Raw genomic sequence first — 23,011 nt, forward strand, 5'->3', positions numbered from 1 at the left:
TAGAAATAGGATCTTAAGCAACTTTTCAAATACGTCAGGGAGGATAGATAATGGATACGCCCCAACCAGTTATAGTCTCCGCATGCAGAACTGCAATCGGTAATTTCCTCGGAGGACTGTCGTCGTTCACCGCCACTCAACTCGGAGCTATTGCGATTAAGGAAGCCGTCAAGCGGGCGGGAATCGATCCGGCTAAAATCGAAGAAGTAATCATGGGACAGGTGGTGCAGGCCGGAGTCGGTCAGGCACCGGCTCGTCAGGCGGCAATTCATGCCGGCATTCCGCCGGAGGTAGTCGCGCTAACCATTAACAAAGTATGTGGCTCAGGACTGAAGGCTGCGATGATGGCATCTGCATCTATCAAGGCTGGCGATGGTGATTGCTATGTTGTCGGTGGAATGGAATCCATGTCAGGCACGCCGTACGTGCTGCATGGCGCCAAGGGTGGCCTCAAGTTTGGCGACAAGAAACTTCAGGACTCGATGATCCTCGACGGCCTTTGGGATTCGTTCAACAATTTCCACATGGGTAATGCCGCGGAACTGACTGTCGTGAAAGCAGGGCTTACTCGCGAAGAGCAGGATGAATTCGCAGCCAATTCACATGCAAAAGCACTAGCGGCGATCGAAGCAGGCAAGTTCGTGAAAGAGATCGTACCCGTGGAAATACCACAGCGCAAGGGTGATCCCGTTATATTCAAGCAGGATGAATGCCCCCGCCCCGGCACAACCGTTGAAAAGCTCGCCAAGCTCCGCCCAGCATTCCAGAAGGATGGCACTGTAACAGCGGGCAATGCTCCGGGTCTGAACGATGGTGCTGCGGCGATGGTGGTGACGTCGGCCGACTTCGCAAAGCAAAACGGTTTGAAGCCACTTGCCAAGATCACCGGTTACGCAGCAGCCGGCGTGGAGCCGAAAGATATTTTCTTCTCGCCGATTTACGCTGTTCGCAAACTTATGAATAAACTGGACGCAGACATAAACTACTTCGACCTGATCGAAGCTAACGAGGCCTTCGCGGCGCAAGCTCTTGCAGACGGCAAGGGGCTTGGTTGGGATTGGGACAGAGTAAACGTGCATGGTGGTGCAGTCGCACTCGGACACCCTATCGGCGCATCCGGCGCGCGAATCGTTGCCACACTCATATATGCACTGCAAGACAGAGGACTCAAGACAGGTCTCGCGACTCTCTGTCTCGGCGGAGGCAATGCGGTCGCGATGTCGATCGAATTAATGTAATCTGACTGTGAAACGAGACTGAACCCTTATTTTGGAGTAGAAGGATGAAGACTGTAGCAATTATTGGAGCTGGAACGATGGGTAACGGCATTGCCCATGTCTTTTCGCAGCATGATACAAAAGTCACAATAATAGACATCAAGCAGGAATTTGTAGATCGAGCAATCGCCACAATCACGAAGAACATGGGGCGTGAGCTAAGCAAGGAGAAGATCACTCAGGAGAAAATGGACGCATCGCTGGCGAATATAACGACGTCCACGAAGCTCGAGGATGCCGCGGGTGCCGAACTGGTGATCGAAGCCGCAACCGAGGATTTCGGCATCAAGATCGAACTCTTCAAGAAGCTCGACAAGATTTGCGGTCCCAACGTCATTCTTGCGTCTAATACATCGTCGTTGCCGATAACCAGACTCGGAAGCGCGACAAGCCGTCCCGACAAGGTGATCGGCATGCACTTCATGAATCCTGTACCGATGATGAAGCTTGTTGAGGTCATTCGGGGTTTCGCGACATCAGATGAGACGTATAAGATCGTTGAAGAGACGGCGACGGCGTTGGGCAAAGTTCCGGTTCAGGTGAACGACTATCCCGGTTTTGTTGCAAATCGCATCCTGATGCCGATGATCAACGAAGCTGTCTATACGCTTTTTGAAGGTGTCGCTGACAAAGAAGGAATTGATACAGTAATGAAGCTCGGCATGGCGCATCCGATGGGCCCGTTGACTCTTGCCGATTTTATCGGGCTGGATGTCTGTCTTGCGGTCCTTGAAGTCTTGCATGAGGGACTCGGCGACCCGAAGTATCGTCCCTGTCCGCTCTTGAAGAAGATGGTGGAAGCCGGTTATCTCGGTCGCAAGACCGGACGTGGATTCTATGATTACTCAGCGAAGTGAGGTAGGGAATGGATTTCGAACTGTCTGAAGATCATATCATGATGCGTGATTCGGCTCGCGAATTTGCTGAAAAGCGCCTGAAAGACATCGCTGAGGAAATGGATGAGAAGGGGTATATGCCGGAGGAGCTTCTTGCCGAGACAGGCGAGCTCGGCTATTTCGGCCTTTATACTTCCGATAAGTACGGTGGGCTTGAAGTCGATTCTCTCAGCTTCGCGCTTGTGATCGAAGAAATAGCGCGCAAGTGTGCCGGCCTTGCGATAACCATATCCGTTCATAACTCGCTCGTGATCAAAGCGCTTGAGAAGTATGGCACGGAGGCACAGAAGGAGAAGTTTCTGCCGAAGCTGGCGACCGGGGAATTCATCGGAGCATACGCTCTGTCAGAGCCGAATTCAGGCACTGACGCCGGATCACTGAAGACGACAGCTATTCTGAGTGGAGATCACTATCTGCTCAACGGAACCAAGAGCTGGGTTTCTTCGGCGAGCATTGCAAAACTGATGGTTGTCTTTGTGCTTACCAATCCTGAAGCTGGTCCGAAGGGCATTTCCTGTCTGTTGGTCGAGCCGGGCATTGGCGGTATGAGTCTCGGCGCTCCTGAGAAGAAGATGGGGTTGAAATGTTCCGACACTCGAGAAGTCTCCTTCATAGATGCGAAAGTCCCGAAGGAGAATCTCCTTGGGGAAGAGAGCAGAGGGTTCAAGATTGCTCTCTCATTGCTGAACAATGGCAGGGTGGGAGTTTCTGCGCAATCGCTGGGAATAGCACAGGCAGCATTCGATGAGGCGTTGAGCTATTCGAAAGAGCGCAAGCAGTTCGGACAGCCTATTTGCAACTTCCAGGCAATCCAGTTCAAGCTTGCGGACATGGCCATGCGGATCGACGCTGCCAGACTGTTGACGTATCGCGCTGCCATCCTGAATGATGCGCCGGAGCGCCACGCAAAAGAAATCTCAATGGCGAAACTCTTTGCATCGGAGACTGCAAATTACGTAGCCAATGAAGCCGTACAGATTCACGGAGGCTACGGCTACGTGAAAGAGTATCCTGTCGAACGGTATTTCAGGGATGCGCGTGTGACCGAGATTTACGAAGGAACATCTGAAGCTCAACGAATCGTAATCTCGAGAGATTTGCTTGAGGATTAGACATGTATGACCTTCTGGAAAAGCTAGCTGGATTCAGGTCTGAAGTTCGTCAGTTCTGCGAAGCCGAGATAGCACCTCATGCCGTCGAGGTTGACGAGAAACAGATATTCAAACCGGAAATCCAGGAGAAAATAAACGCTAAAGGATGGTGGGGCAGCATAGTTCCCAAAGAGTATGGCGGCCTCGGGCTGAGCTCAGCCGAATATACGGTGCTTGTTGAAGAGATATCACGAGTGTGCGGTTCGACCGGCTTGACGTTCGCAGCTCACAACTCACTCGGCACCTACCCAATCTATGCATTCGGTACCGAGGAGCAGAGGCAGAAGTACCTGCCGAACGCCTGCAAAAAGGGCGCTCTGATTGCGTTCGGTCTCACCGAACCAGAGGCAGGCTCCGATGCAGGCGGGACCAAGTCAAAGGCTGTCAGGGACGGCGACCATTATGTAATCAACGGGACTAAGTGCTGGATTACTTCTGCGGAGCCCTGTACAGTCGCTATTGCCACAGCGCGAACCAGTGAAGAGGGCGGAGTCAAGGGGATATCGTCGTTTATACTCGAGAAGGGTATGGAAGGCTTCAGCGTCGGCAAGAAAGAGAACAAAATGGGCTGCCGGGGATCGAACACCGCGTATTTGCATTTTGACGATCTCAAAGTTCACGAGTCGCAGAGACTCGGTGACGAGGGTGTCGGGTTCAAGCAGTTCATGATTACTCTTGATGGTGGACGGATATCTATTGGCGCAATGGCACTCGGATTGGCGCAAGCTGCCTTTGAGCTGGCATCACGATACGCCACGGAGAGAAAGTCCTTCGGCCAACCAATCTCGTCATATCAGGCAATCCAATGGAAGATCGCTGATATGGCGATGAAGATAGAGGCTGCGCGGCATCTGGTCTATGGCGCTGCTTATCTGAAGGATAGCGGCAAGCGGATGTCCAAAGAGTCGGCGATGGCCAAAGTCTATGCGTCTGAGGTGGCCAATTTCTGCACTTATGAGGCTATTCAAGTACTCGGCGGCGATGGCTATTCTGCGAAGTATCCCGCTGAACGATACTACCGTGATATGAAGCTTTGTGAAATCGGCGAAGGAACCTCGGAAGTGCAGCGTATTGTAATTGCCAGAGAAGTGTTCAAGAGTATATCTGATATGTAAGTATAGAACCATAGGAGGAATCATGGCTTTCAAAGGCGAAGGCAAGATTTGGATGAATGGGGAGTTCGTAGACTGGAACGATGCAAAGATTCACGTTTTGTCTCACGTGGTCCACTATGGCTCGTCCATCTTCGAAGGAATCCGAGCATACAAGACCAATAGAGGGACGGCAGTATTCAGACTCGGCGCTCATATTGACAGGCTCTTTGATTCCGCAAAAATCTACCGTATGGATATCCCATTCAGCAACAAGCAGCTGTTTGACGCGTCAATCGAGACAATTCGAGTCAATAACCTTGAAGCATGCTATATCCGTCCTGTCGTCTATCGTGGCTATCATTCTCTTGGTGTGGACCCGCGTCCCTGTCCGGTGGATGTCTCGATAGCAGTCTGGGAGTGGGGGAAATATCTCGGACCCGAAGCGCTCGAAAACGGAGTCGAGGTCTGCGTTTCATCATGGGCTCGTATCGCGCCAAACACGCTTCCGGCCATGGCAAAATGCGGCGCCAATTATATGAATTCTCAATTGATTAAGACCGAGGCGATCGCCAGAGGATGTGTCGAGGGCATAGCTCTCGATTCGAAGGGCAATGTCTCCGAAGGTTCTGGCGAGAATATTTTCATCGTGCGCGACGGCGTTGTTATCACCCCGCCATTCGATGCATCGATACTCCCCGGCATCACTCGCAATACCGTAATCACTCTCGCGACCGAACTCGGTTATAAAGTCATCGAAGGCAATATTCCAAGAGAGGCGCTCTATATTGCCGAGGAAGTATTCTTCACCGGCTCTGCCGCAGAGATTACTCCGATTTCGATGATTGATAAGATTACGATAGGTGACGGTAAGCGCGGGCCTATCACCAAGAGGCTACAGGACCGCTTCTTCGAGTACCTGTCCGGTGATTTTCCCGACACTTACGGCTGGCTCGATTTTGTTTATGCGGAAGAGAAGGTCGAAGCCTGACGCGAAGACTCGGTGGAAGAACTTTCGGCAGGTCTGGATCGCAGCTTTGCTGGTTGTTAGACCTATGACATCTCAGAACCGAAAGGTGGCTATAGACATGGATAGAGTTCCCATTCTCCCACGTGAATTCGTTGATCGTATTCAATCTGAAGTGGCAGAGACCGTGTTTTCGTATTCGGTCGGGATCGTTTTAGTCGAAGTTAATCCCCCTGTGGTTCACTCTAAGCTAATAGGAAGTGGGACATTAGTCTCAATTGCGGGCAGAGAGGGCATTTTAACCGCCCGCCATGTGGTGGCAGTAGCGAGACGGCCGACGGCGCAGGGAGATACATATATTGGATTCGGGATACAGGGATCCGCTCACAATCTTGGGGAGAGGACGGATCACTACATCGTAGTATCATCCGATTCACCCAACGAATCAGTAGAATCAGATGGACCCGATTGGGCTTTCATGGTTCCGACTCCATCCGTTGTCAGCTGGCTGAAAGCGTACAAGTCCTTTTGGCAGCTGGATCGTTGGCGAGAGACGATTCAGAAGCATCCAATCGGGCTAGGTAAGGGATTCTGGATACTCTGCGGCTACCCGGGAGAGAAAGCGATATCGTTAGGCCCTGAGAGTGGGTTCAATGAAGTAATAAGGTATGAGGGATTTCTTGCTGCGTCCGGTCTCAGTGAGTCAATGACGAATGGGGAGTATGACTATTCTGAGATCGTAGTTCGCGATGTAGAAGGCGGAGACGTTGAGCTTCCGCTTTCCAGCTTCGGCGGATTTAGCGGAGGCGGACTGTGGTGGGTTGCTGTTGAGGGCGACGGCGACGACAACCTCAAGTCAACTCATGTCGCCTACTCTGGCATACCCTTAAGTGAAAGGTGCGAAGGTAACGAGATTTTTTCTGTGAAGTGTCATGGTTGGCGTAGCGTTTACCACACGATACCACAGAAGATCAAAGAGAGTCTCCTTGCATAAGCATTGCATCCTTTAGCGCACAAGAGTGCAAGTAGCGGCGTCATTGCGAGCGACCGCAGGGAGCGTGGCAATCTCATCTTCTCCTTATGGCTTTGATTGACATGGAGATCGCCACGTCGCTTCGCTCCTCGCGATGACGGCATCCAGCCCCCTACATGATTCCTCAGTTTAGACTTGCCTTTTCAGGCAATTACTTATTCATTTAGCTTGAAAGAAGCGGTTACTGATGGAGACGAATTATGAGTTACCTTAAAGATAGCGATCCGGAGATTTACGAGGCAATTTTCGGCGAAACAAGGCGTCAGAATGAGAAGATCGAGCTGATAGCATCAGAGAACTTCGTGTCGCCTGCCGTTCTTGAGGCCGCAGGCGGAGTCATGACGAACAAATATGCTGAGGGATATCCGCACAAGAGATATTATGGCGGGTGCGAATTTGTCGATATCGCCGAGGATCTAGCGAGAGATCGGGCAAAACAGCTATTCGGTTGCGAGCACGCTAATGTCCAACCGCATTCCGGCTCTCAGGCAAATATGGCAGTCTATTTCAGCGTACTGGAGCCGGGTGACACCGTTATGGGACTAGATTTGTCACACGGCGGTCATCTCACGCATGGACATCCTATAAACTTCTCCGGTAAGCTGTATAATTTCATCGGCTATCAAGTTGACAAAGAAACAGAAGTTATCGATTACGATGCTCTCGCCGTGCAGGCAGAAGAGGTCAAGCCGAAGATGATCGTGACCGGCGCCTCGGCGTACCCGAGAATCATAGACTTCAAGCGCTTTGGAGAAATTGCGGAATCTGTCGGTGCCTATCTGATGGTCGATATCGCTCACATCGCCGGATTGGTTGCAACCGGACTGCACCCGTCGCCGATACCATATGCGGACTTTGTGACTACGACAACTCACAAGACTCTTCGCGGACCGCGCGGCGGCATGGTGATGTGCAAGGAGAAGTATGCTGAGGATCTTGACAGAACCGTGATGCCCGGTATTCAGGGCGGTCCGTTGATGCACGTAATCGCCGCGAAGGCGGTCGCGTTTCATGAGGCGCTGCAACCTGGCTTCAAGGCCTATCAACAGCAAATCATCAAGAATGCAGCAGCGATGGCCAATGAGTTCGTGAAGCTCGGTCAGAGGGTGGTAACCGGTGGCACGGATACGCATCTGATGCTCCTCTCTTTCCTCGACAGGGAATACTCGGGCAAGAAAGTGGAGAAAGGGCTGGATGAAGCAAACATCACTACAAATAAGAACACGGTTCCGTTCGATACAAGAAAGCCGTTTGTCACTTCCGGAGTCAGAATCGGCACTCCCGCCGTTACGACTAGAGGGATGAAGGAAGATGAGATGCTCAGCATCGCGGCTCTAATAGATCGCGTGATCAACAATCTCGGAAACGAGGAAGTCTACACTGAGGTGCGTGAGGAAGTGAAGAAACTCTGCGATCGATTCCCGCTATATCCGGAATTGATGGAAGCGTACCGGATCGGCTGACAGGAGCGAACATAGGTGCTCATTGAATTCTCGACATATCCGATCGGAGAGAGCAGCAGCCTCTCGAAAGCTGTCTCAGAAGTGATCGATATAATCGACAGGTCAGGCTTGTCATATAAGACACACGCGATGGGCACTGTTGTCGAAGGCGAGTGGGATGAGCTGATGCAACTGATCAGGACTTGCCATTTCCACCTAAGAGACAAGTTTGACAGAGTCGCTACACGGATTGTCATCGATGATCGCAGAGACGCAGTTAATCGCTTAGAGGGCAAACTCGATACGATCGAGAAGCGCCTTGGACGTCAAATAAGGAAGTAATTGAACCATGACAGAATATGCTGTTGTGATGTCGACCGTCTCAAGCCAGATGGAGGCGGAGCATATCGGGGAGGAGCTTGTTTCAAAGGGGTTGGCCGTGTGCGTCAATGTCATCCCGGGAGTGACATCCTACTACAATTGGGATAACAAGACCCAGAAGGGCAGAGAGTCGGTGATGCTCATCAAGATAAGGTCTGACAATTTCGAACGGGTCAAAGATGTAATCCGAGAACACCATAGTTATGAGTTACCGGAAATCATTGCACTGCCTATTTCTGCCGGAGACGCTGATTATCTGAAGTGGATTGATAAATGCTCAGGCAGAACGGAATGAACTCAGTCAATCGACTGGTTATACATGCAGGTATCGTATGAAATTCAAGAAGCATGAGTCGGGATACGCCGTAAGGCTCGAAAAGGGCGAGGATGTTCTCGTATCGCTCACCAGGTTCGCAAACGAGGTCAAACTTGGATCGGGGTCAGTCATCGGCATCGGTGTTGTTTGTGATGTCGAGCTTGGATATTTCGATCCGGAGGCGAATGAGTACATCAAAAAGAACCTCGATGGTGAGTACGAGTTGATCACGTTTATGGGCAATTTCTCTGTCGTCGACGGCGAGCGATTCGTGCACGCCCATGTCACCGTATCCGACCGGGACTGCAGACCATACGCAGGGCACCTGTTCTCAGGTGTAATCGGAGTTACCGGCGAATTCACGGTAACCGCATCCGATGTTGTGATAACGCGTAGCCCTGACCCTGATACCGGCCTTAAGTTCCTGGATCTGTAATGTCAACTTCTTCAGTGATCGCTCTGCTGACCGATTTCGGATCAGCGGACAGTTATGTTGCGGAGATGAAAGCCGCTATGCTTTCAGTCAACCCTGAACTGAAATTCATAGACATCTCCCATAGTGTGCCGCCGGGTGATATCAGACAGGCTGCATATTACCTGTGGCGATCGCACAGATTCTTTCCTGCTGGCACGATATTTCTCTCGGTAGTCGATCCGGGTGTAGGAAGCGAACGAAGAATCGTTGCTATTGAGAGTGGGAATTACTTGTTCGTTGCTCCCGACAATGGTCTTCTGTCAATGATAGTTGCCCGAAATGACTATACTGCTTACGAAATCAGCAACACTCAATACATGCTCGTGGAGGGCGGCAGCACGTTTGAGGGTCGCGATGTCATGGCTCCAGTCTCCGCGTATATCTCGCTTGGCGTGGACATCGAGGCAATAGGAAATGCGATTGACAAGATCGAGACATTCGAAGTCGCTTCACCGTCGTGCTCCGATGACAAAATCGCAGGTGAGGTGCTTTCCATCGACAACTTCGGAAATGCCATCACAAATATCCCTGGCGATGATCTGGAAGCAGCCGGGGATCAGAGATTCCTACGGGTGTTGGCTGGTGGCAAGGATATCGGATCGATTCACAAGACATTCGACTCAGTGCCGACAGGCGAGACCGTTGCATATATCGGCAGTTGCGGACTACTAGAAATCGGTATCAACAGGGGACACTTTGCAAAGAAGTCTGAAATCACAATCGGCTCAACTATCGAGGTGGTGCGGCATGAACATTGACGGACGGCCATCATGGGACGAGTACTTCATGTCAATAGCAGATCTTGCTGCGACGCGGTCCACGTGTCTTCGCAGGCAGGTCGGCGCCGTTATAGTGAAGGACAAGCGCATTCTCGCGACCGGCTACAATGGTGCGCCAAGGGGGCTGATGCATTGTCTCGATGTAGGATGCCTGCGCGAAAAGCTGAACATTCCATCAGGTGAGAGACACGAGCTGTGCCGGGCAATCCACGCAGAGCAGAATGCCGTGGTGCAGGCGGCGACATCCGGGATTGACATAACCAACGGCGTGATTTACAGCACAACATTCCCCTGCAGCCTTTGCTCGAAGATCATCATCAATGCGAGCCTCTTGCGCATCATATGCAGAGAAGGATATCCCGATGACCTGTCTCGCAGGTTGCTCGTAGAGTCTGGAATAAAGGTTGATCTTCTCAACAAAAGCGGAGCAGTGCAGCACTTGAATTTGGAGGTTGGAGAATAGTGAAGTGCCCACACTGTGGCGGTGAAGAAGATAAAGTCGTCGATTCGCGATCTGTCCAGGAGGGGAGAGCTATCAGGCGTCGGCGGGAGTGCATCTCCTGCGGGGAGCGATTCACTACCTATGAATATGTCGAAATTGAAGGTCTCACTGTGCGCAAATCGGACGATCGCCGAGAACCTTTCGACCGTCAGAAGCTGAAAACGGGACTCGAACTGGCTACCAATAAGAGACCAATATCGCAGAAACAGATCGAGAATATTGTAATCGACATCGAGAAGGAGCTCTTTAACCTCGCCAAGCAGGAAGTCTCATCAGAAGTCATAGGTGCCATGATTATGGAACGGTTAAAGGAAATCGACGAAGTCGCGTACGTGCGATTCGCATCTGTGTATCGCAAGTTCAAAGACACCGAGGAGTTCTATACGGAAGTGCGCAAGCTTCTCGACAAAGAGGAATAAGGTGGCTGAGAGCGCTCGACATGAAATGCCTTTCCTCGACCACCTCGAGGAGCTGAGACGACGACTAATAAAATGTGGCGTCTCCTGCGCAGCGGGATCCATTGTAAGCTGGTTCTTCATTGATGGCGTAATTGACGTACTCGCAAAGCTGGTCGGGCAGGTATATTTCATGGCGCCCACAGAGGCCTTCATGATAAGGTTGAAACTCTCGATTATCATGGGCATAATGCTCAGCGTGCCGGTGATTTCATATCAACTCTGGAAGTTCATTGCACCCGGGCTCTACATGAGGGAGCGCAGGCTTGTCATTCCGGTCGTCGCGGCGAGTACTTTCTTTTTCGCAGCAGGCGCGTCATTCTGCTACTTCATCGTGCTTCCGGCGTCTCTGAAGTTTCTTATGGGGTACGGCACCGAGAACATGACGCCTCTGATATCGGTTGGGAGTCTGCTCTCATTCTGCGCATACTTGATTCTTGCATTCGGAATCGTATTCGAGCTGCCGGTTGTATCCTTCTTCTTGGGTAGAATCGGCATCGTCTCATATACGACGCTCAAGAAGGGGAGAAGATACGCGGTAGTCCTCTCGCTCGTCCTGGGTGCAGCCTTGACACCGCCGGACCTGTTCAGTCAGGTGATGCTGGCCGGTCCTTTGTTGATATTGTATGAGCTATCGATATGGCTCGTTCGTTTGACCGGCAAGCAGCGCTGTGATGATTCAGCCTTTGATGAGGATGAACGAGAGATTGGCAAGGCGGGTTGAGACAGAAGTTCTTGTGTTGTCGGAAGTGATTTGTTCTATATTGTTATGACATTATATGATCTGAACAGGACTTGAGAATAATGACGAAATCCAATCCTATGCGCTTTTTGATTCAGCTTATCATCAGTCTTTTCTTCTGTCTCGCGGCCAATCTCTTCGCGGCGGATGTGAAATCACATTGGCCTGAAGGACAGGAGCGGACATACCAGTACAAGATGGGCACGGCGATAATCGGAACCCAGACCGCCAAACTCGTCGGAACAGTGACATTGCCCAGGCACGGCCGCTCCTACTATTTCGACATGAAGGTGAATCTCGACATGTCGTCGGTCGGACAGTCATTCAAGATGGATATGGCTTGCTCACTGTTCTGCTCTCTTCGCGGCCTGCCGAAGCATTACTACGGAGAATATCACGTCAATCGCGAAGAAGTGAGGGTGACCGGCGACATCATAGATGACCGATTCGTCGCCCACTCTGTCGGCGGAGGGGTCGATACTTTGGTGTCCTTTGACATGCCGCCCGGGACGTTCCTCGTCGACAACAACTTCGTTGCACAGTGGCAGCTGATGTTTGCCAATTTGGAGCTGACTCCCGGTGATACGCACAGCATCGACATACTGATTCCGCAGGCTTTGCGTCGCCTGCCGATGAAGCTCGTCGTCCTCGGCAATGAGACAATTGAGGTGAACAACAGAGAAGTGGAATGCACCGTTAGCCAAATCGATTTTGTAAACAGCCGATTCTATACTGATTCAAGCGGTAAGCTCCTGCGCGTTGTTGATTCACGCCAGAGTCTTATTATTGACTTACTACCTGAGGGGACGACTGTCGAAGATGCTGCTGGAGGGACATTCTGGAGCACATTTCACCGCCGGCTTCTTATCTGGGGTCTATTCGCCGTCTGGGTGTCGATGCTACTGGTGTTGCTCGGACGAAGAGGGATCAAGAATCGTGACTACTGGCTGCTGTTTGCTGTCTCTGGTGCCGCTTTTGCTCTTGTGGTTGTCGTGCAGGCACCGATTCAGCACAAGCTCTCCAGAGCAATTTTTAGTGGAATCGGTTCTAAGGGTTCAGCGCTGTATTTAGCGGCATTCGTGATTGCGCTGGTCTCCGGGATTTTTCAGGAGACTCTAAAGGCAGGTTTGATATGGCTGCGGTGGTATCTCGCGGATGACAAACCAAACCTGAAACTTATGATAGGACTTGGAGCTGCCGCGGGGGCTGGATTTGGATTTGTCGAATCCTGCTGGCTGACTGGATCAGCTTTTGCGACTGGAGTCATGGGATTCGTCTCTTTGCCTGTATGGGAGAGGATCATCACTACGATATTTCATATTTCGACGGGAATCCTGCTCGGTTACGGGATCGGTCGGAGACAGATTTGGCAATACTGGTTACTTGCCGCATCGTTGCATACATTTGGTAATTTCTCTATTGTATTCTGGAGGCAAGGGTTCGTAGATGCTTACATCTTCGAGGGTTTTCTGACAATATTCTACCTGGTAGTCCTTGTAATAGCGGTCCAGGTGTCGCGAAGAATCGCGCGGAGATAATACCTCTTTTTTCGCTTGCCTAAACAGGTGGTGACGCATATATTCCTTGAGTTTTGATGGAATTGACAGTGAAATAGCAGCTATTGAGTGATTTGGTTAACAAACGGAGGACGACACAGATGGCAATGAAGATAATCGACGAGTGCACTGCATGCGGGCTTTGCTTGCCCGAGTGTCCTCAGAATGCGATCGAAGAGGGCGACATCTACATCATCGACGCGGATCTCTGCAACGAATGCGAGGGCGTCGACGGCGGCTCACAGTGTGTTGCTATCTGCCCGATAGATGACTGCATCATACAGGCATAGTTTCGACTTCTCTGAAAAAGCACCCGTCCGGGTGCTTTTTTTTTGCTCCCCAAACAAGTAACAAACGGGTTGCCAACCGGACAGTCCGGCGCTACATTGGCATCGAGACGGAGAATCCAATTCCGGCGCGTCATTCATGGAGTAAGCCTCAATATGCCCTACAAATTCATCGATGACATCGCAACTGCGGACTGTGCTGTCGCCATACAAGCAACTACCCTGGAGAGCTTGTTTTGCGACGCAGCGAGAGCCCTCATCGATTGCATGACAGACATATCGATCGTTCAGGCGAACAAGACATGGAGCATCAGCCTGGATGAAGACAATCTGGAAAGACTCCTCTATTCCTGGCTCTCTGAACTCGTATTTATCAGAGACAGTGAGAATGTTTTGTTCTCCGACTTCAGCGTGGAGATAGCCGAGGATGCACATGCCTGCCATCTGCGAGCAGATATCATGGGCGAGAACATCGATCATGGTCGGCACGACATGCGTGCTGATGTGAAAGCTGTAACGATGCATATGTTCAAGATAGAGAGAGAGGCTGATACCTGGCGAGCGTTCGTAATATTTGACCTATAGGTGATATCATGGAGAAGAAAAAGATCTCTGAAGGTATATGGGAGATCGATCCATCGCAGAAGCAGGGCATGAATGTTCCTGCACGGATTCTGTCATCCGATCGTTTGATCGATAGAGTGGAGCAGGGTGTCTATGAGCAGATCACCAACGTTGCCTGCCTGCCCGGGATTGTCGGTTCGGCACTCTGCATGCCAGACGGTCACTGGGGCTATGGCTTCCCAATCGGTGGCGTCGCCGCCTTCTCGACGAGTGATGGCATAATTTCACCCGGTGGAATCGGATTCGACATCAACTGTGGCATGAAAATGCTCCGGACGAATCTGACCCTCGAGGAGATCCGCCCCAAGCTCCAGCAGCTAATCGACACGCTCTTTGACTACGTTCCTGCAGGGGCTGGAAAGACCGGCACAGTTCATCTCGATAACCGACGGTTCAGAGATATAATGACCGATGGTGTCGGCTGGTGTGTTAAGAATGGATTTGCGACAGCGGCCGATCAGGATGCAAGCGAAGAGTCGGGCTGCATCCGTGGAGCTAATCCCGATTTCGTCTCTGATAAGGCGTTCAAGCGCGGCCTCAATCAGCTTGGTACTCTTGGATCGGGGAATCACTATCTCGAAATCGAAGTTGTCAAAGAAAGCAACATTCTGGATCACGATATCGCGAGAGCCTTCGGTATTGATCGCCCCAACCAGATCGTTATCTCGATCCACTGCGGCTCGCGTGGATTCGGCCACCAGGTAGCCACCGACTATCTGCAGGTATTCGAAAAGAGCGTCAAGAAGTTTGGGATCAATGTCCGCGACAAAGAACTCGCCTGTGCACCATTCAAGTCCGATGAAGGGCAGCGATATTTCGCAGCGATGAAATGTGCGGCGAATAATGCCTTTGCAAACAGGCAAGTTATCGTGCACAGGATTAGAGAGGCATTCGAGAAAGTTCTTGGCAAATCGAATCAGGAGCTTGGCATCACTACGATCTATGACGTCGCGCACAATATCGCAAAGATAGAGAAGTACAGTATCGATGGCCGAGAGCAAGAGGTGGTTGTTCATCGCAAAGGTGCAACCCGCGCGTTCGGACCCGACGTCGACGGCATTCCGTCGAGATATCGCGGAGTTGGTCAACCGGTTATCGTTGGCGGCTCCATGGAAACCGGGGCGTATCTACTGGTCGGTACACAGAAGGCTATGGATTCGACTTTCGGATCGACTCTGCATGGTTCCGGCCGCACGATGTCGCGTATGAAAGCGAAGAAGCAGGTGCAGGGCAAAGCTCTCGCTTCGGAAATGCGTCAGCGCGGCATTCTTGTGCGTGCAGCATCATTCTCCGGTCTGGCGGAAGAGGCCGGATTCGCTTACAAGAATATTGACGATGTCGTTGACGCTGTTGCGAAGATCGGCATCTCGAAACCTGTGGCGAAGCTGCTGCCGATCGCGAATATAAAGGGGTGACCGCCCAGGTGCGGCTGGCAGGCGTCCTGTCGCCACTTTCGGATGCAACATACACAATTGGGCCTTGCAGTAGTACCGCGTGCCCGAAATCCTGATTCCGCAGCATCCGTTTTCTTGTTGACAATAGGATTTGCTGATCTATATTTCATTAACCACATATCGTTGGATATTTGTGATGAGATCGATTCCGCGCTCGTGCCAGCGCGAAGCACGTTGCTGGTCGTCATTATGCGATGCTCTCTTAGAACAATGGCGTAAATATGTCGCCATTGCGAGGAAGGGGGGTGATAATACCATATAGCGATCCTATCTTGAAAGTCAAATCACAGACTCTGTATAGCATTGGTTACAATGAGCGACCATCCGGCAGCATCATGCAGAGTTGCATTCGTGAACATGACTCTGAAACAGTGGAAACGCAGTGAGAAGGCATTTGATTATTACGAACACTGTCGTTGTGTGCCTGACCGCCTTCGCCGTCTCGATTCCGGCTGCGTCCGTGGTGAAAATGTCGTTGCCCATATACTGCTCCCCATTAGTGACAGTTGTTTGTTAAGCTATTGTTTTGCGGCTGGACATTCAAAGGAGTTCAGCCATGAAACGACGACAACGGGATTCAAAGACAAAGGCCAGGATCGTTCTGGAAGGTTTGTCAGGCCGCCAGCTGGAGCAAAGCCAGAAGAGTAGTAGCGATTGACATAATGTGAGTCAAATCACGTTGCAGGGTCGGTTTTTGCAAGAATAGGGGGGCTGAAGTACAGCGGCCTACCGTTGGTGTAGGCCATGGGGGGATGTAGGCGAATTTGCTAAATCGAGAGGTGGTGATGTAGCTGACATAATTCGAACAGTATAAACCTTGTACCGAGTAACAACTTCCAAAACAAACAGGAGAAATGATGAGAAAGACTCTTGTTTTCTTCGCATTGGTAATCGGGCTGGTCCTTTTGATCAGCGCCGGGTTTGCTTTCGGTAGCCAAGACTTCAAGGTGAAAAGCACGACGTTTGCCCCTGACAAATCCGAATACGCCGCAGGTGAGATTCTGGTGAAGTTCAGGGCTGACGTCAAGGTACAGGACATCAACAGAATTCACGCCAAACACGGTACATCTGAGATGTACACAAGTCCGCGTGCTGGTTTCAAACGGATCAGTATCCCATCTACGGCGACTGTTGATCAGATGGTTGAACTCTTCCGAGGGAAACCCGAGGTCGAGTACGCCGAGCCCAATTACATCTTTCACGCATTCATGACTCCTAACGACCCGTACTACTCTTATCAATGGCACATGCCGATGATCAACATGGAGCAGGCCTGGGACCAGTCAACGGGAACAGGCGTCGTCGTGGCGATCGTCGATTGTGGTGTGGCTTATGAGAATTATGGCTCCTTTGCCCAGGCCCCCGATCTAGCCGGCACCTCTTTCGTGCCCGGGTACGACTTCGTGAATAATGATACTCATCCTAATGACGACAACGGCCACGGCACTCACGTCGCCGGCACCGTTGCCCAGACGACAAATAACGGCGTTGGCGTCACAGGCGTCGCCTTCAACTGCAGCATTATGCCCGTCAAGGTGCTTGATTCCCAGGGCAGCGGCTATTTGTCTGACGTGGCGGATGGAATCATATGGGCTGCCGATAACGGCGCTGATGTAATCAATATGAGCCTCGGTGCTTCTTCTACAACATCGACACTTCAGAATGCCGTCCAGTATGCCTATGGAATGGGTGTAACCATAGTCTGTGCCGCTGGAAATGCAGGCACCCCTGTGGCACAGTACCCTGCCGCTTACACGGAGTGCATCTCTGTCTCCGCCGTTCGGTATGACAAAGCCCTGGCATACTACTCCAGTTATGGTTCAACAATAGATATCTGCGCCCCGGGTGGTGATGTCACTGTTGACCAGAACGGTGATGGTTATGTCGATGGTGTTCTTCAGCAGACTCACGACGGCTCCAACTATTCGAGTTTTTCCTATTACTTCTATCAGGGTACATCAATGGCCTCGCCCCACGTAGCTGGTGTAGCGGCTCTGCTACTTGCCAAAGACGGTTCCCTGACGCCTCAGCAGGTAAGAGATGCCATCCAGGGTTCTGCAGAGGACCTGGGTGCGGCTGGTTGGGACCAGTCCTTTGGATATGGGTTAGTCGATGCTAACGCGGCACTTCAGTCGCTGACTCCGACTCCACCGGTTGCGAATTTCTCCGGTTCACCGACATCCGGTACAGTTCCTCTGACGGTCAATTTCACTGATCTGTCGACCGGCAGTGTTACGAGCTGGAGTTGGACATTCGGCGATGGCGGCACATCGACCGCGCAGAATCCGTCGCACCAGTATACATCTGCCAATACCTATACCGTGAGTCTGACGGTCACTGGCCCGGGCGGCTCTGACGGCGAAACCAAGACCAACTACATAACGGTCAATCCATGCGTCACGCCGACAGCCGGCTTCGTTGGATCACCGACGAGCGGCGACTACCCGCTGCTTGTAAACTTCACCGATCAGTCATCGGGGGCGACATCATGGGCATGGACATTCGGTGACGGCGGCACATCGACTGCGTCGAATCCGTCTCACACATACACGTCTGCAGGGACATTCACAGTCACCCAGACTGTGACGAATTCATGCGGGAATGACCAATTGGTGCGCACCAATTATATCACCGTTACAACCCCACCGTGCTATGCTCCGGTTGCCGCGTTTGTAGGATCACCGACATCCGGTACTTATCCGCTGACTGTCAATTTCACGGATCAGTCCACGAATGCGCCAACATCATGGAGCTGGACATTCGGTGATGGCGGCACATCGACCGCGCAGAATCCGTCGCACACATACACGAGCGCAGGGACGTTCACCGTTACTCTCACAGCCACGAATAGTTGCGGCAGCGATGGAGAGACGAAAACCGGCTATATAACGGTGACCGAACCGAGCACGTGGACAGTTATCACGTATGATGACTTTGAATCAGGCTGGGGAAGCTACACCGACGGCGGCGGTGACTGCAGTCGATATACCAGAGGCACCTATGCACACCAGGGGAGCGCTGCGGCCGACATTCAGGACAACAGTGGCACATCTTCCTCATTCTATCACACGACCGGCTACGATGTATCCGGATATTCAGAACTTCAAATCGAGTTCTGGTTCCGCGCATCCAGTATGGAATCAGGCGAAGATTTCTGGGTCCAGTATTACAACGGATCGACGTGGCAAACAGTCGCCACATTCACCAGTGGCACCGATTTCAGCAACAATGTCTTCTACAACGCCGTTGTCAGTATATCCAGCAGCCAATACAGTTTCCCGACCAATGCGAAGCTTCGCTTCATGTGTGATGCCAGTGATAACCGCGACGACGTGTACATCGACGAAATCGAGTTCCGTGGTATGGGCGGCGGAACCAGCGGATTCGCCAAGAACGAACCGCTGCTTCCGGAGGAGTTCTCACTTGCTCAGAACTACCCGAACCCATTCAATCCGGTGACGCAGATTTCGTTCACCCTGCCAACAACGCAGGACATCAGGCTCGAGGTGTTCAACATTCTCGGACAGCGTGTTGAAGTGCTCGCGGATAGAGCGTTCGGCGCCGGAAGTTACACGATTCCGTGGGATGCATCAAAGCACTCCTCCGGTGTCTACTTCTATCGCCTCAGTTCCGCAACATTCAACAAGACCATGAAGATGGTGCTGATGAAATAGATTGTCCCTACAGGGATGATATCAATGAAGGCTCCCTCATGGGAGCCTTCATGTATTAGTTGCAGTGGCGCCCGTAAGACACTGATATGTCAGCACATACACACTTCGCCTATCGCATCGTGCCGAGAAGCGCGGTTGTGTCCGAGTTGGGGATTTGGTAGTGATCGAGTATTCCCCAGAGTTTTTCACGTCGGTTCCAAAATACGGCATTTCCAAACACACCAGATCGCACCCAGCCATCTGCAAGAGGGTCGTAGCGATCTTTGTCGATCCAGAGATCAACCTGGACATTGATTTTGTCACCGGAGTAAATCTGCACGAAGTGGGGGAGAAGACCACCTTCATAGTAGGGCACCGGTCTGAAGTTGGCATTGCCATTTGTGAACGTGGTGGCGCCCTCAGCCATCTGGCAGCCTTCACGGTCGCACAGTGTGAAGAAGCTGTTGTGAGTGATATCTTTGTCGTTGTTCAAATCCACTGAAGCGATGATTGTCTTTCCACCCGAGGTCTTGCCAAAAAGACGATAGCAGTTTTGAGGATTGAAATCGGGCATGTTGCCTTCGCACTTATTATTGCCCCGCACGTTGATCATCTCATGGAACATGTATCCCAACCAAACACTGTCGCCGATTTGCAGACGCCCTTCACCACAATCATAACTCCGCTTAAGGTCATCCTCGCTCGAATAGCCATACAACGGGAGCAGATTCTGGAAATCCATAACGATCTCACGCCCATTCGTCATTCGGTACCGGAGGGATCCTCTGGAGTGCAGATTTAGAGAGTCTGACCAGACGAAACTCATTTGAGGACTGGCAGAGATAGTCTTCATCTCCGTGATTACATCAGGATCGGAGTGAGTCCCAACGCTGTTCCATCGAAGTCCATCAAAGAATCGCATGTCGAATGTCTTTATGACTTTGGGATCACCACCGGGATCAAGGCAGCGTCCAATTTCGGCAACCATGAGAATATTGCCGACATCGCTGATCCGACCGACGAAGCTGAAATTGTCGTAGAACCACCATTCGTCGGTAGCCTTCTCGACAGGCACGTCAAGCGGCTCCAGAAGCTCTGGATCCTGCTCATATTTGAACACGAAGTTCGGCGTCTTGCCCGTCTGCGATGTATCTTCGGAACAGCCACTTAGGAATGCGGTTGCAAACACGACTAACATAAAAGTGACAGATACGAGAGTGGCTCTGTTGCTGTTCATGGCTAACCTCATTATTCAGGATGACTCCGGATAGCGTCGTTACGAATCTCCTCGTGGCGTCCCGCATGAATCATCATATTTCTTCAGATACTTTCTACATTTCTATCTTGCATTAGTTCAGATCGAATTTGGCGTCGCCTGCAGCGGCGCACTGTTTCCTGAGGATCACAATCTGGATGATGTTCAGAACAATCAGACCGCCGAGCAGCACTGCATCGATGACTCGCCATCCGACTGCGCTCTCCTGCTCGGGAAGAAATATAAGGAATAAGACGATATCCAGCAACGCTACAACGGGCGCGAATAGTATCCATCGAGATTTCGCAAGAAAGCCGCTGACGATCGTGAGCACTATCGATGTCGAATACCCCAGAATCAGCACCCAGATCAGCAGAGTAGTGACTCCATTCAGGAACCCGCTTCCGACACCGGCATTCACGGTAACGACAATCATCAACAGTATAACTGCCGGCAGCGGAACAAGCGACGTTAGATAAGCGAATCTGTAAACCGTATTGCGATCCATGGCGGGATTATACAGCAGCAGATGGGATATGTCGACAAGAATTTGTCAGCACAAAACCACATCGCGAAATGAGTCGAGTAGGGTGGAACGTGTTCCACCGATTCTTCTGATTGTTATCGCACGTGTTGAAAAATGTCTCAGAATTGCGCGCCCATGGATCCGGGGTGAAACATATTTCTGAACAGACAAGATGGTGGAACGCGTTCCACCCTACTCGGCTACATCATCTATGTCAACCTCGCCGGAACAGTCGGCGTTGCCCGCCCTGGGAGGAGAGGAGGGAGAGCCATTCTGAATTATCCATGCAACGAGCAGTCAGGGACCACATCCGCTTGAATCAACACCATTCTGCAGAGTAAAGCCGAACGTGCGAATTTCCCAGAAGCTCAATACGCTTGTGATGGAGGCCGTATTCGGTATTGTGTGGGTAGCCAACTCATTGCGCCAATATCACTTGCAAGCACGTGCGAGCTGTCTTGTGGTGCCGCACAAATATATCTGTCATATCTATCGGCCCGACAAAAAACCGACATGAAAGGAATCTCATTATGGTTGCAGATACGGGCGGTTGAGGCCGATAATACATTAATAGTGAACGGGTTCGACTTTTTTCGACTATTTTCCAGAAATCGCTTGACATCGGAGAGCGGATTCGTTTATTGGGATTTGCCATGAGTTAATTGGCTGACTAAATGCGATCTTTGAAAGACCCACCGGACACAGTAAGAAACTGGTGGGGTTTTTTAGCGCAAGAAGTCGACTTGATCTTTGAAAACCAAATAGCATACAACGTTTCTTTGAGACAGTACTCCACGGGGTGAAAATCTCCTGCGAAGGAGACATAAACCAAGTGGATCAGAACAACGAATGGTGATGTTTTTGAACATTGCCGGATCAATTCGAGAATAATCGAATGAATATTTTCGGAGAGTTTGATCCTGGCTCAGAACGAACGCTGGCGGCGTGCCTCATACATGCAAGTCGAGCGAGAAAGTTTCCTTCGGGGAATAAGTAAAGCGGCAAACGGGTGAGTAACACGTGGGGAACCCACCCTCGGGTTGGGGACAATCCCTCGAAAGAGGGTCTAATACCGAATAACGTCATTTGATCGCATGGTTGAGTGACCAAAGTATTTATACGCCTGAGGACGGCCCCGCGCCCCATTAGCCTGTTGGTAGGGTAACGGCCTACCAAAGCTTCGATGGGTAGCCGGCCTGAGAGGGTGATCGGCCACACTGGGACTGAGATACGGCCCAGACTCCTACGGGAGGCAGCAGTAGGGAATATTGCGCAATGGCCTAACGGCTGACGCAGCAACGCCGCGTGGATGACGAAGCTTTTCGGAGTGTAAAATCCTTTCAGTGGGGAAGAATGTGTCTTCGGACGCTTGACGGTACCCACAGAAGAAGCACCGGCTAACTCCGTGCCAGCAGCCGCGGTAATACGGGGGGTGCAAGCGTTGTTCGGATTTACTGGGCGTAAAGCGCACGCAGGCGGGCTGTCAAGTCGGATGTGAAAACCAGGAGCTTAACTCCTGGCCTGCATACGATACTGGCAGTCTTGAGTACCGGAGAGGATGGCGGAATTCCTGGTGTAGCGGTGAAATGCGTAGATATCAGGAAGAACACCGGTGGCGAAGGCGGCCATCTGGACGGATACTGACGCTCAGGTGCGAAGGCTAGGGGAGCAAACAGGATTAGATACCCTGGTAGTCCTAGCGGTAAACGATGGGCACTAGGTGTTGGTGGTGTCGACTCCACCAGTGCCGCAGCTAACGCATTAAGTGCCCCGCCTGGGGAGTACGGCCGCAAGGCTGAAACTCAAAGGAATTGACGGGGGCCCGCACAAGCGGTGGAGTATGTGGTTTAATTCGACGCAACGCGAAGAACCTTACCTGGGTTTGACATGCATTGGAAAGCTACAGAGATGTAGCCCCCTCTTCGGAGGCCTTTGCACAGGTGCTGCATGGCTGTCGTCAGCTCGTGCCGTGAGGTGTTGGGTTAAGTCCCGCAACGAGCGCAACCCCCATCATTAGTTGCCAACAGGTCAAGCTGGGAACTCTAATGAAACTGCCGTCGCAAGACGCGAGGAAGGAGGGGATGATGTCAAGTCATCATGGCCTTTATGCCCAGGGCTACACACGTGCTACAATGGGAGGGACAAAGAG

At 51.5% G+C, this 23,011-nt stretch carries 22 protein-coding genes and 1 rRNA gene; 20 read left to right on the forward strand and 3 right to left on the reverse strand.

Annotated elements, in window-relative coordinates:
* The first annotated feature begins 50 nt into the window (after window positions 1-50).
* From KKH67_07460 to KKH67_07545, 18 genes are all read left to right on the forward strand, one after another.
* Window positions 51-1,238: an acetyl-CoA C-acetyltransferase gene (locus KKH67_07460; protein ID MBU1319018.1), complete on the forward strand. Its 1,188-nt coding sequence runs from the start codon at window positions 51-53 to the stop codon at window positions 1,236-1,238.
* Between the two features lie 44 nt (window positions 1,239-1,282).
* Window positions 1,283-2,134: a 3-hydroxybutyryl-CoA dehydrogenase gene (locus tag KKH67_07465; GenBank protein ID MBU1319019.1), complete on the forward strand. Its 852-nt coding sequence runs from the start codon at window positions 1,283-1,285 to the stop codon at window positions 2,132-2,134.
* 8 nt (window positions 2,135-2,142) lie between these two features.
* Window positions 2,143-3,285, forward strand: coding sequence for an acyl-CoA dehydrogenase family protein (locus KKH67_07470; protein MBU1319020.1), 1,143 nt, complete (start codon window positions 2,143-2,145; stop codon window positions 3,283-3,285).
* Window positions 3,286-3,287: 2 nt separating this feature from the next.
* Window positions 3,288-4,439: an acyl-CoA dehydrogenase family protein gene (locus tag KKH67_07475; GenBank protein MBU1319021.1), complete on the forward strand. Its 1,152-nt coding sequence runs from the start codon at window positions 3,288-3,290 to the stop codon at window positions 4,437-4,439.
* 22 nt (window positions 4,440-4,461) lie between these two features.
* Window positions 4,462-5,406 (forward strand): branched-chain amino acid transaminase, encoded by a 945-nt coding sequence (locus tag KKH67_07480; GenBank protein MBU1319022.1) that lies wholly within the window; start codon window positions 4,462-4,464, stop codon window positions 5,404-5,406.
* A 97-nt stretch (window positions 5,407-5,503) separates the two neighbouring features.
* Entirely contained in the window at window positions 5,504-6,376 is an 873-nt protein-coding gene (locus tag KKH67_07485) for a hypothetical protein (protein ID MBU1319023.1), read from the forward strand.
* A 239-nt stretch (window positions 6,377-6,615) separates the two neighbouring features.
* Window positions 6,616-7,878, forward strand: a complete 1,263-nt coding sequence (locus KKH67_07490) for a serine hydroxymethyltransferase (protein MBU1319024.1) — start codon at window positions 6,616-6,618, stop codon at window positions 7,876-7,878.
* Between the two features lie 15 nt (window positions 7,879-7,893).
* Complete coding sequence (locus KKH67_07495; GenBank protein MBU1319025.1) at window positions 7,894-8,199, forward strand: MTH1187 family thiamine-binding protein; 306 nt, start codon at window positions 7,894-7,896, stop codon at window positions 8,197-8,199.
* Window positions 8,200-8,206: 7 nt separating this feature from the next.
* Window positions 8,207-8,533, forward strand: coding sequence for a divalent-cation tolerance protein CutA (locus tag KKH67_07500; GenBank protein MBU1319026.1), 327 nt, complete (start codon window positions 8,207-8,209; stop codon window positions 8,531-8,533).
* Between the two features lie 37 nt (window positions 8,534-8,570).
* Window positions 8,571-8,990, forward strand: a complete 420-nt coding sequence (locus tag KKH67_07505; protein ID MBU1319027.1) for a DNA-binding protein — start codon at window positions 8,571-8,573, stop codon at window positions 8,988-8,990.
* Window positions 8,990-9,787 (forward strand): SAM-dependent chlorinase/fluorinase, encoded by a 798-nt coding sequence (locus tag KKH67_07510; protein ID MBU1319028.1) that lies wholly within the window; start codon window positions 8,990-8,992, stop codon window positions 9,785-9,787. Before KKH67_07505 ends, KKH67_07510 begins: the two co-directional genes overlap by 1 nt.
* Window positions 9,777-10,271 (forward strand): cytidine/deoxycytidylate deaminase family protein, encoded by a 495-nt coding sequence (locus KKH67_07515; GenBank protein MBU1319029.1) that lies wholly within the window; start codon window positions 9,777-9,779, stop codon window positions 10,269-10,271. Before KKH67_07510 ends, KKH67_07515 begins: the two co-directional genes overlap by 11 nt.
* Complete coding sequence (gene nrdR, locus KKH67_07520; GenBank protein ID MBU1319030.1) at window positions 10,271-10,729, forward strand: transcriptional regulator NrdR; 459 nt, start codon at window positions 10,271-10,273, stop codon at window positions 10,727-10,729. Before KKH67_07515 ends, nrdR begins: the two co-directional genes overlap by 1 nt.
* 1 nt (window position 10,730) lies before the next feature.
* Window positions 10,731-11,489, forward strand: coding sequence for a twin-arginine translocase subunit TatC (tatC, locus tag KKH67_07525; protein MBU1319031.1), 759 nt, complete (start codon window positions 10,731-10,733; stop codon window positions 11,487-11,489).
* 80 nt (window positions 11,490-11,569) lie between these two features.
* Window positions 11,570-13,045 carry a hypothetical protein gene (locus KKH67_07530; protein MBU1319032.1) on the forward strand — a complete coding sequence of 492 codons (1,476 nt, stop codon included), beginning with the start codon at window positions 11,570-11,572 and terminating at the stop codon, window positions 13,043-13,045.
* A 119-nt stretch (window positions 13,046-13,164) separates the two neighbouring features.
* Window positions 13,165-13,353 (forward strand): 4Fe-4S binding protein, encoded by a 189-nt coding sequence (locus KKH67_07535; GenBank protein MBU1319033.1) that lies wholly within the window; start codon window positions 13,165-13,167, stop codon window positions 13,351-13,353.
* A 153-nt stretch (window positions 13,354-13,506) separates the two neighbouring features.
* A complete protein-coding gene (locus tag KKH67_07540) occupies window positions 13,507-13,935 on the forward strand; it encodes an archease (GenBank protein MBU1319034.1) in 429 nt (142 codons plus the stop codon).
* 8 nt (window positions 13,936-13,943) lie between these two features.
* A complete protein-coding gene (locus KKH67_07545) occupies window positions 13,944-15,389 on the forward strand; it encodes an RtcB family protein (GenBank protein MBU1319035.1) in 1,446 nt (481 codons plus the stop codon).
* Window positions 15,390-15,761: 372 nt separating this feature from the next.
* Here the strand turns inward: KKH67_07545 and KKH67_07550 are convergent, their stop codons facing one another.
* Complete coding sequence (locus KKH67_07550) at window positions 15,762-15,911, reverse strand: hypothetical protein (GenBank protein MBU1319036.1); 150 nt, start codon at window positions 15,909-15,911, stop codon at window positions 15,762-15,764.
* Window positions 15,912-16,285: 374 nt separating this feature from the next.
* On the opposite strand from KKH67_07550, the gene KKH67_07555 reads away from it, so the two are divergent.
* On the forward strand, window positions 16,286-19,102 hold the full coding sequence (locus KKH67_07555) for a S8 family serine peptidase (protein ID MBU1319037.1): 2,817 nt from the start codon (window positions 16,286-16,288) through the stop codon (window positions 19,100-19,102).
* Between the two features lie 109 nt (window positions 19,103-19,211).
* On the opposite strand, the gene KKH67_07560 is transcribed toward KKH67_07555, so the two are convergent.
* Window positions 19,212-20,318 (reverse strand): hypothetical protein, encoded by a 1,107-nt coding sequence (locus KKH67_07560; GenBank protein MBU1319038.1) that lies wholly within the window; start codon window positions 20,316-20,318, stop codon window positions 19,212-19,214.
* A gap of 112 nt (window positions 20,319-20,430) precedes the next feature.
* Window positions 20,431-20,844 carry a hypothetical protein gene (locus tag KKH67_07565; GenBank protein MBU1319039.1) on the reverse strand — a complete coding sequence of 138 codons (414 nt, stop codon included), beginning with the start codon at window positions 20,842-20,844 and terminating at the stop codon, window positions 20,431-20,433.
* 920 nt (window positions 20,845-21,764) lie between these two features.
* On the opposite strand from KKH67_07565, the gene KKH67_07570 reads away from it, so the two are divergent.
* Window positions 21,765-23,011, forward strand: a 16S ribosomal RNA gene (locus KKH67_07570); the annotation flags it as partial.

Source organism: Candidatus Zixiibacteriota bacterium (assembly GCA_018820315.1).
GTDB lineage: Bacteria > Zixibacteria > MSB-5A5 > JAABVY01 > JAHJOQ01 > JAHJOQ01.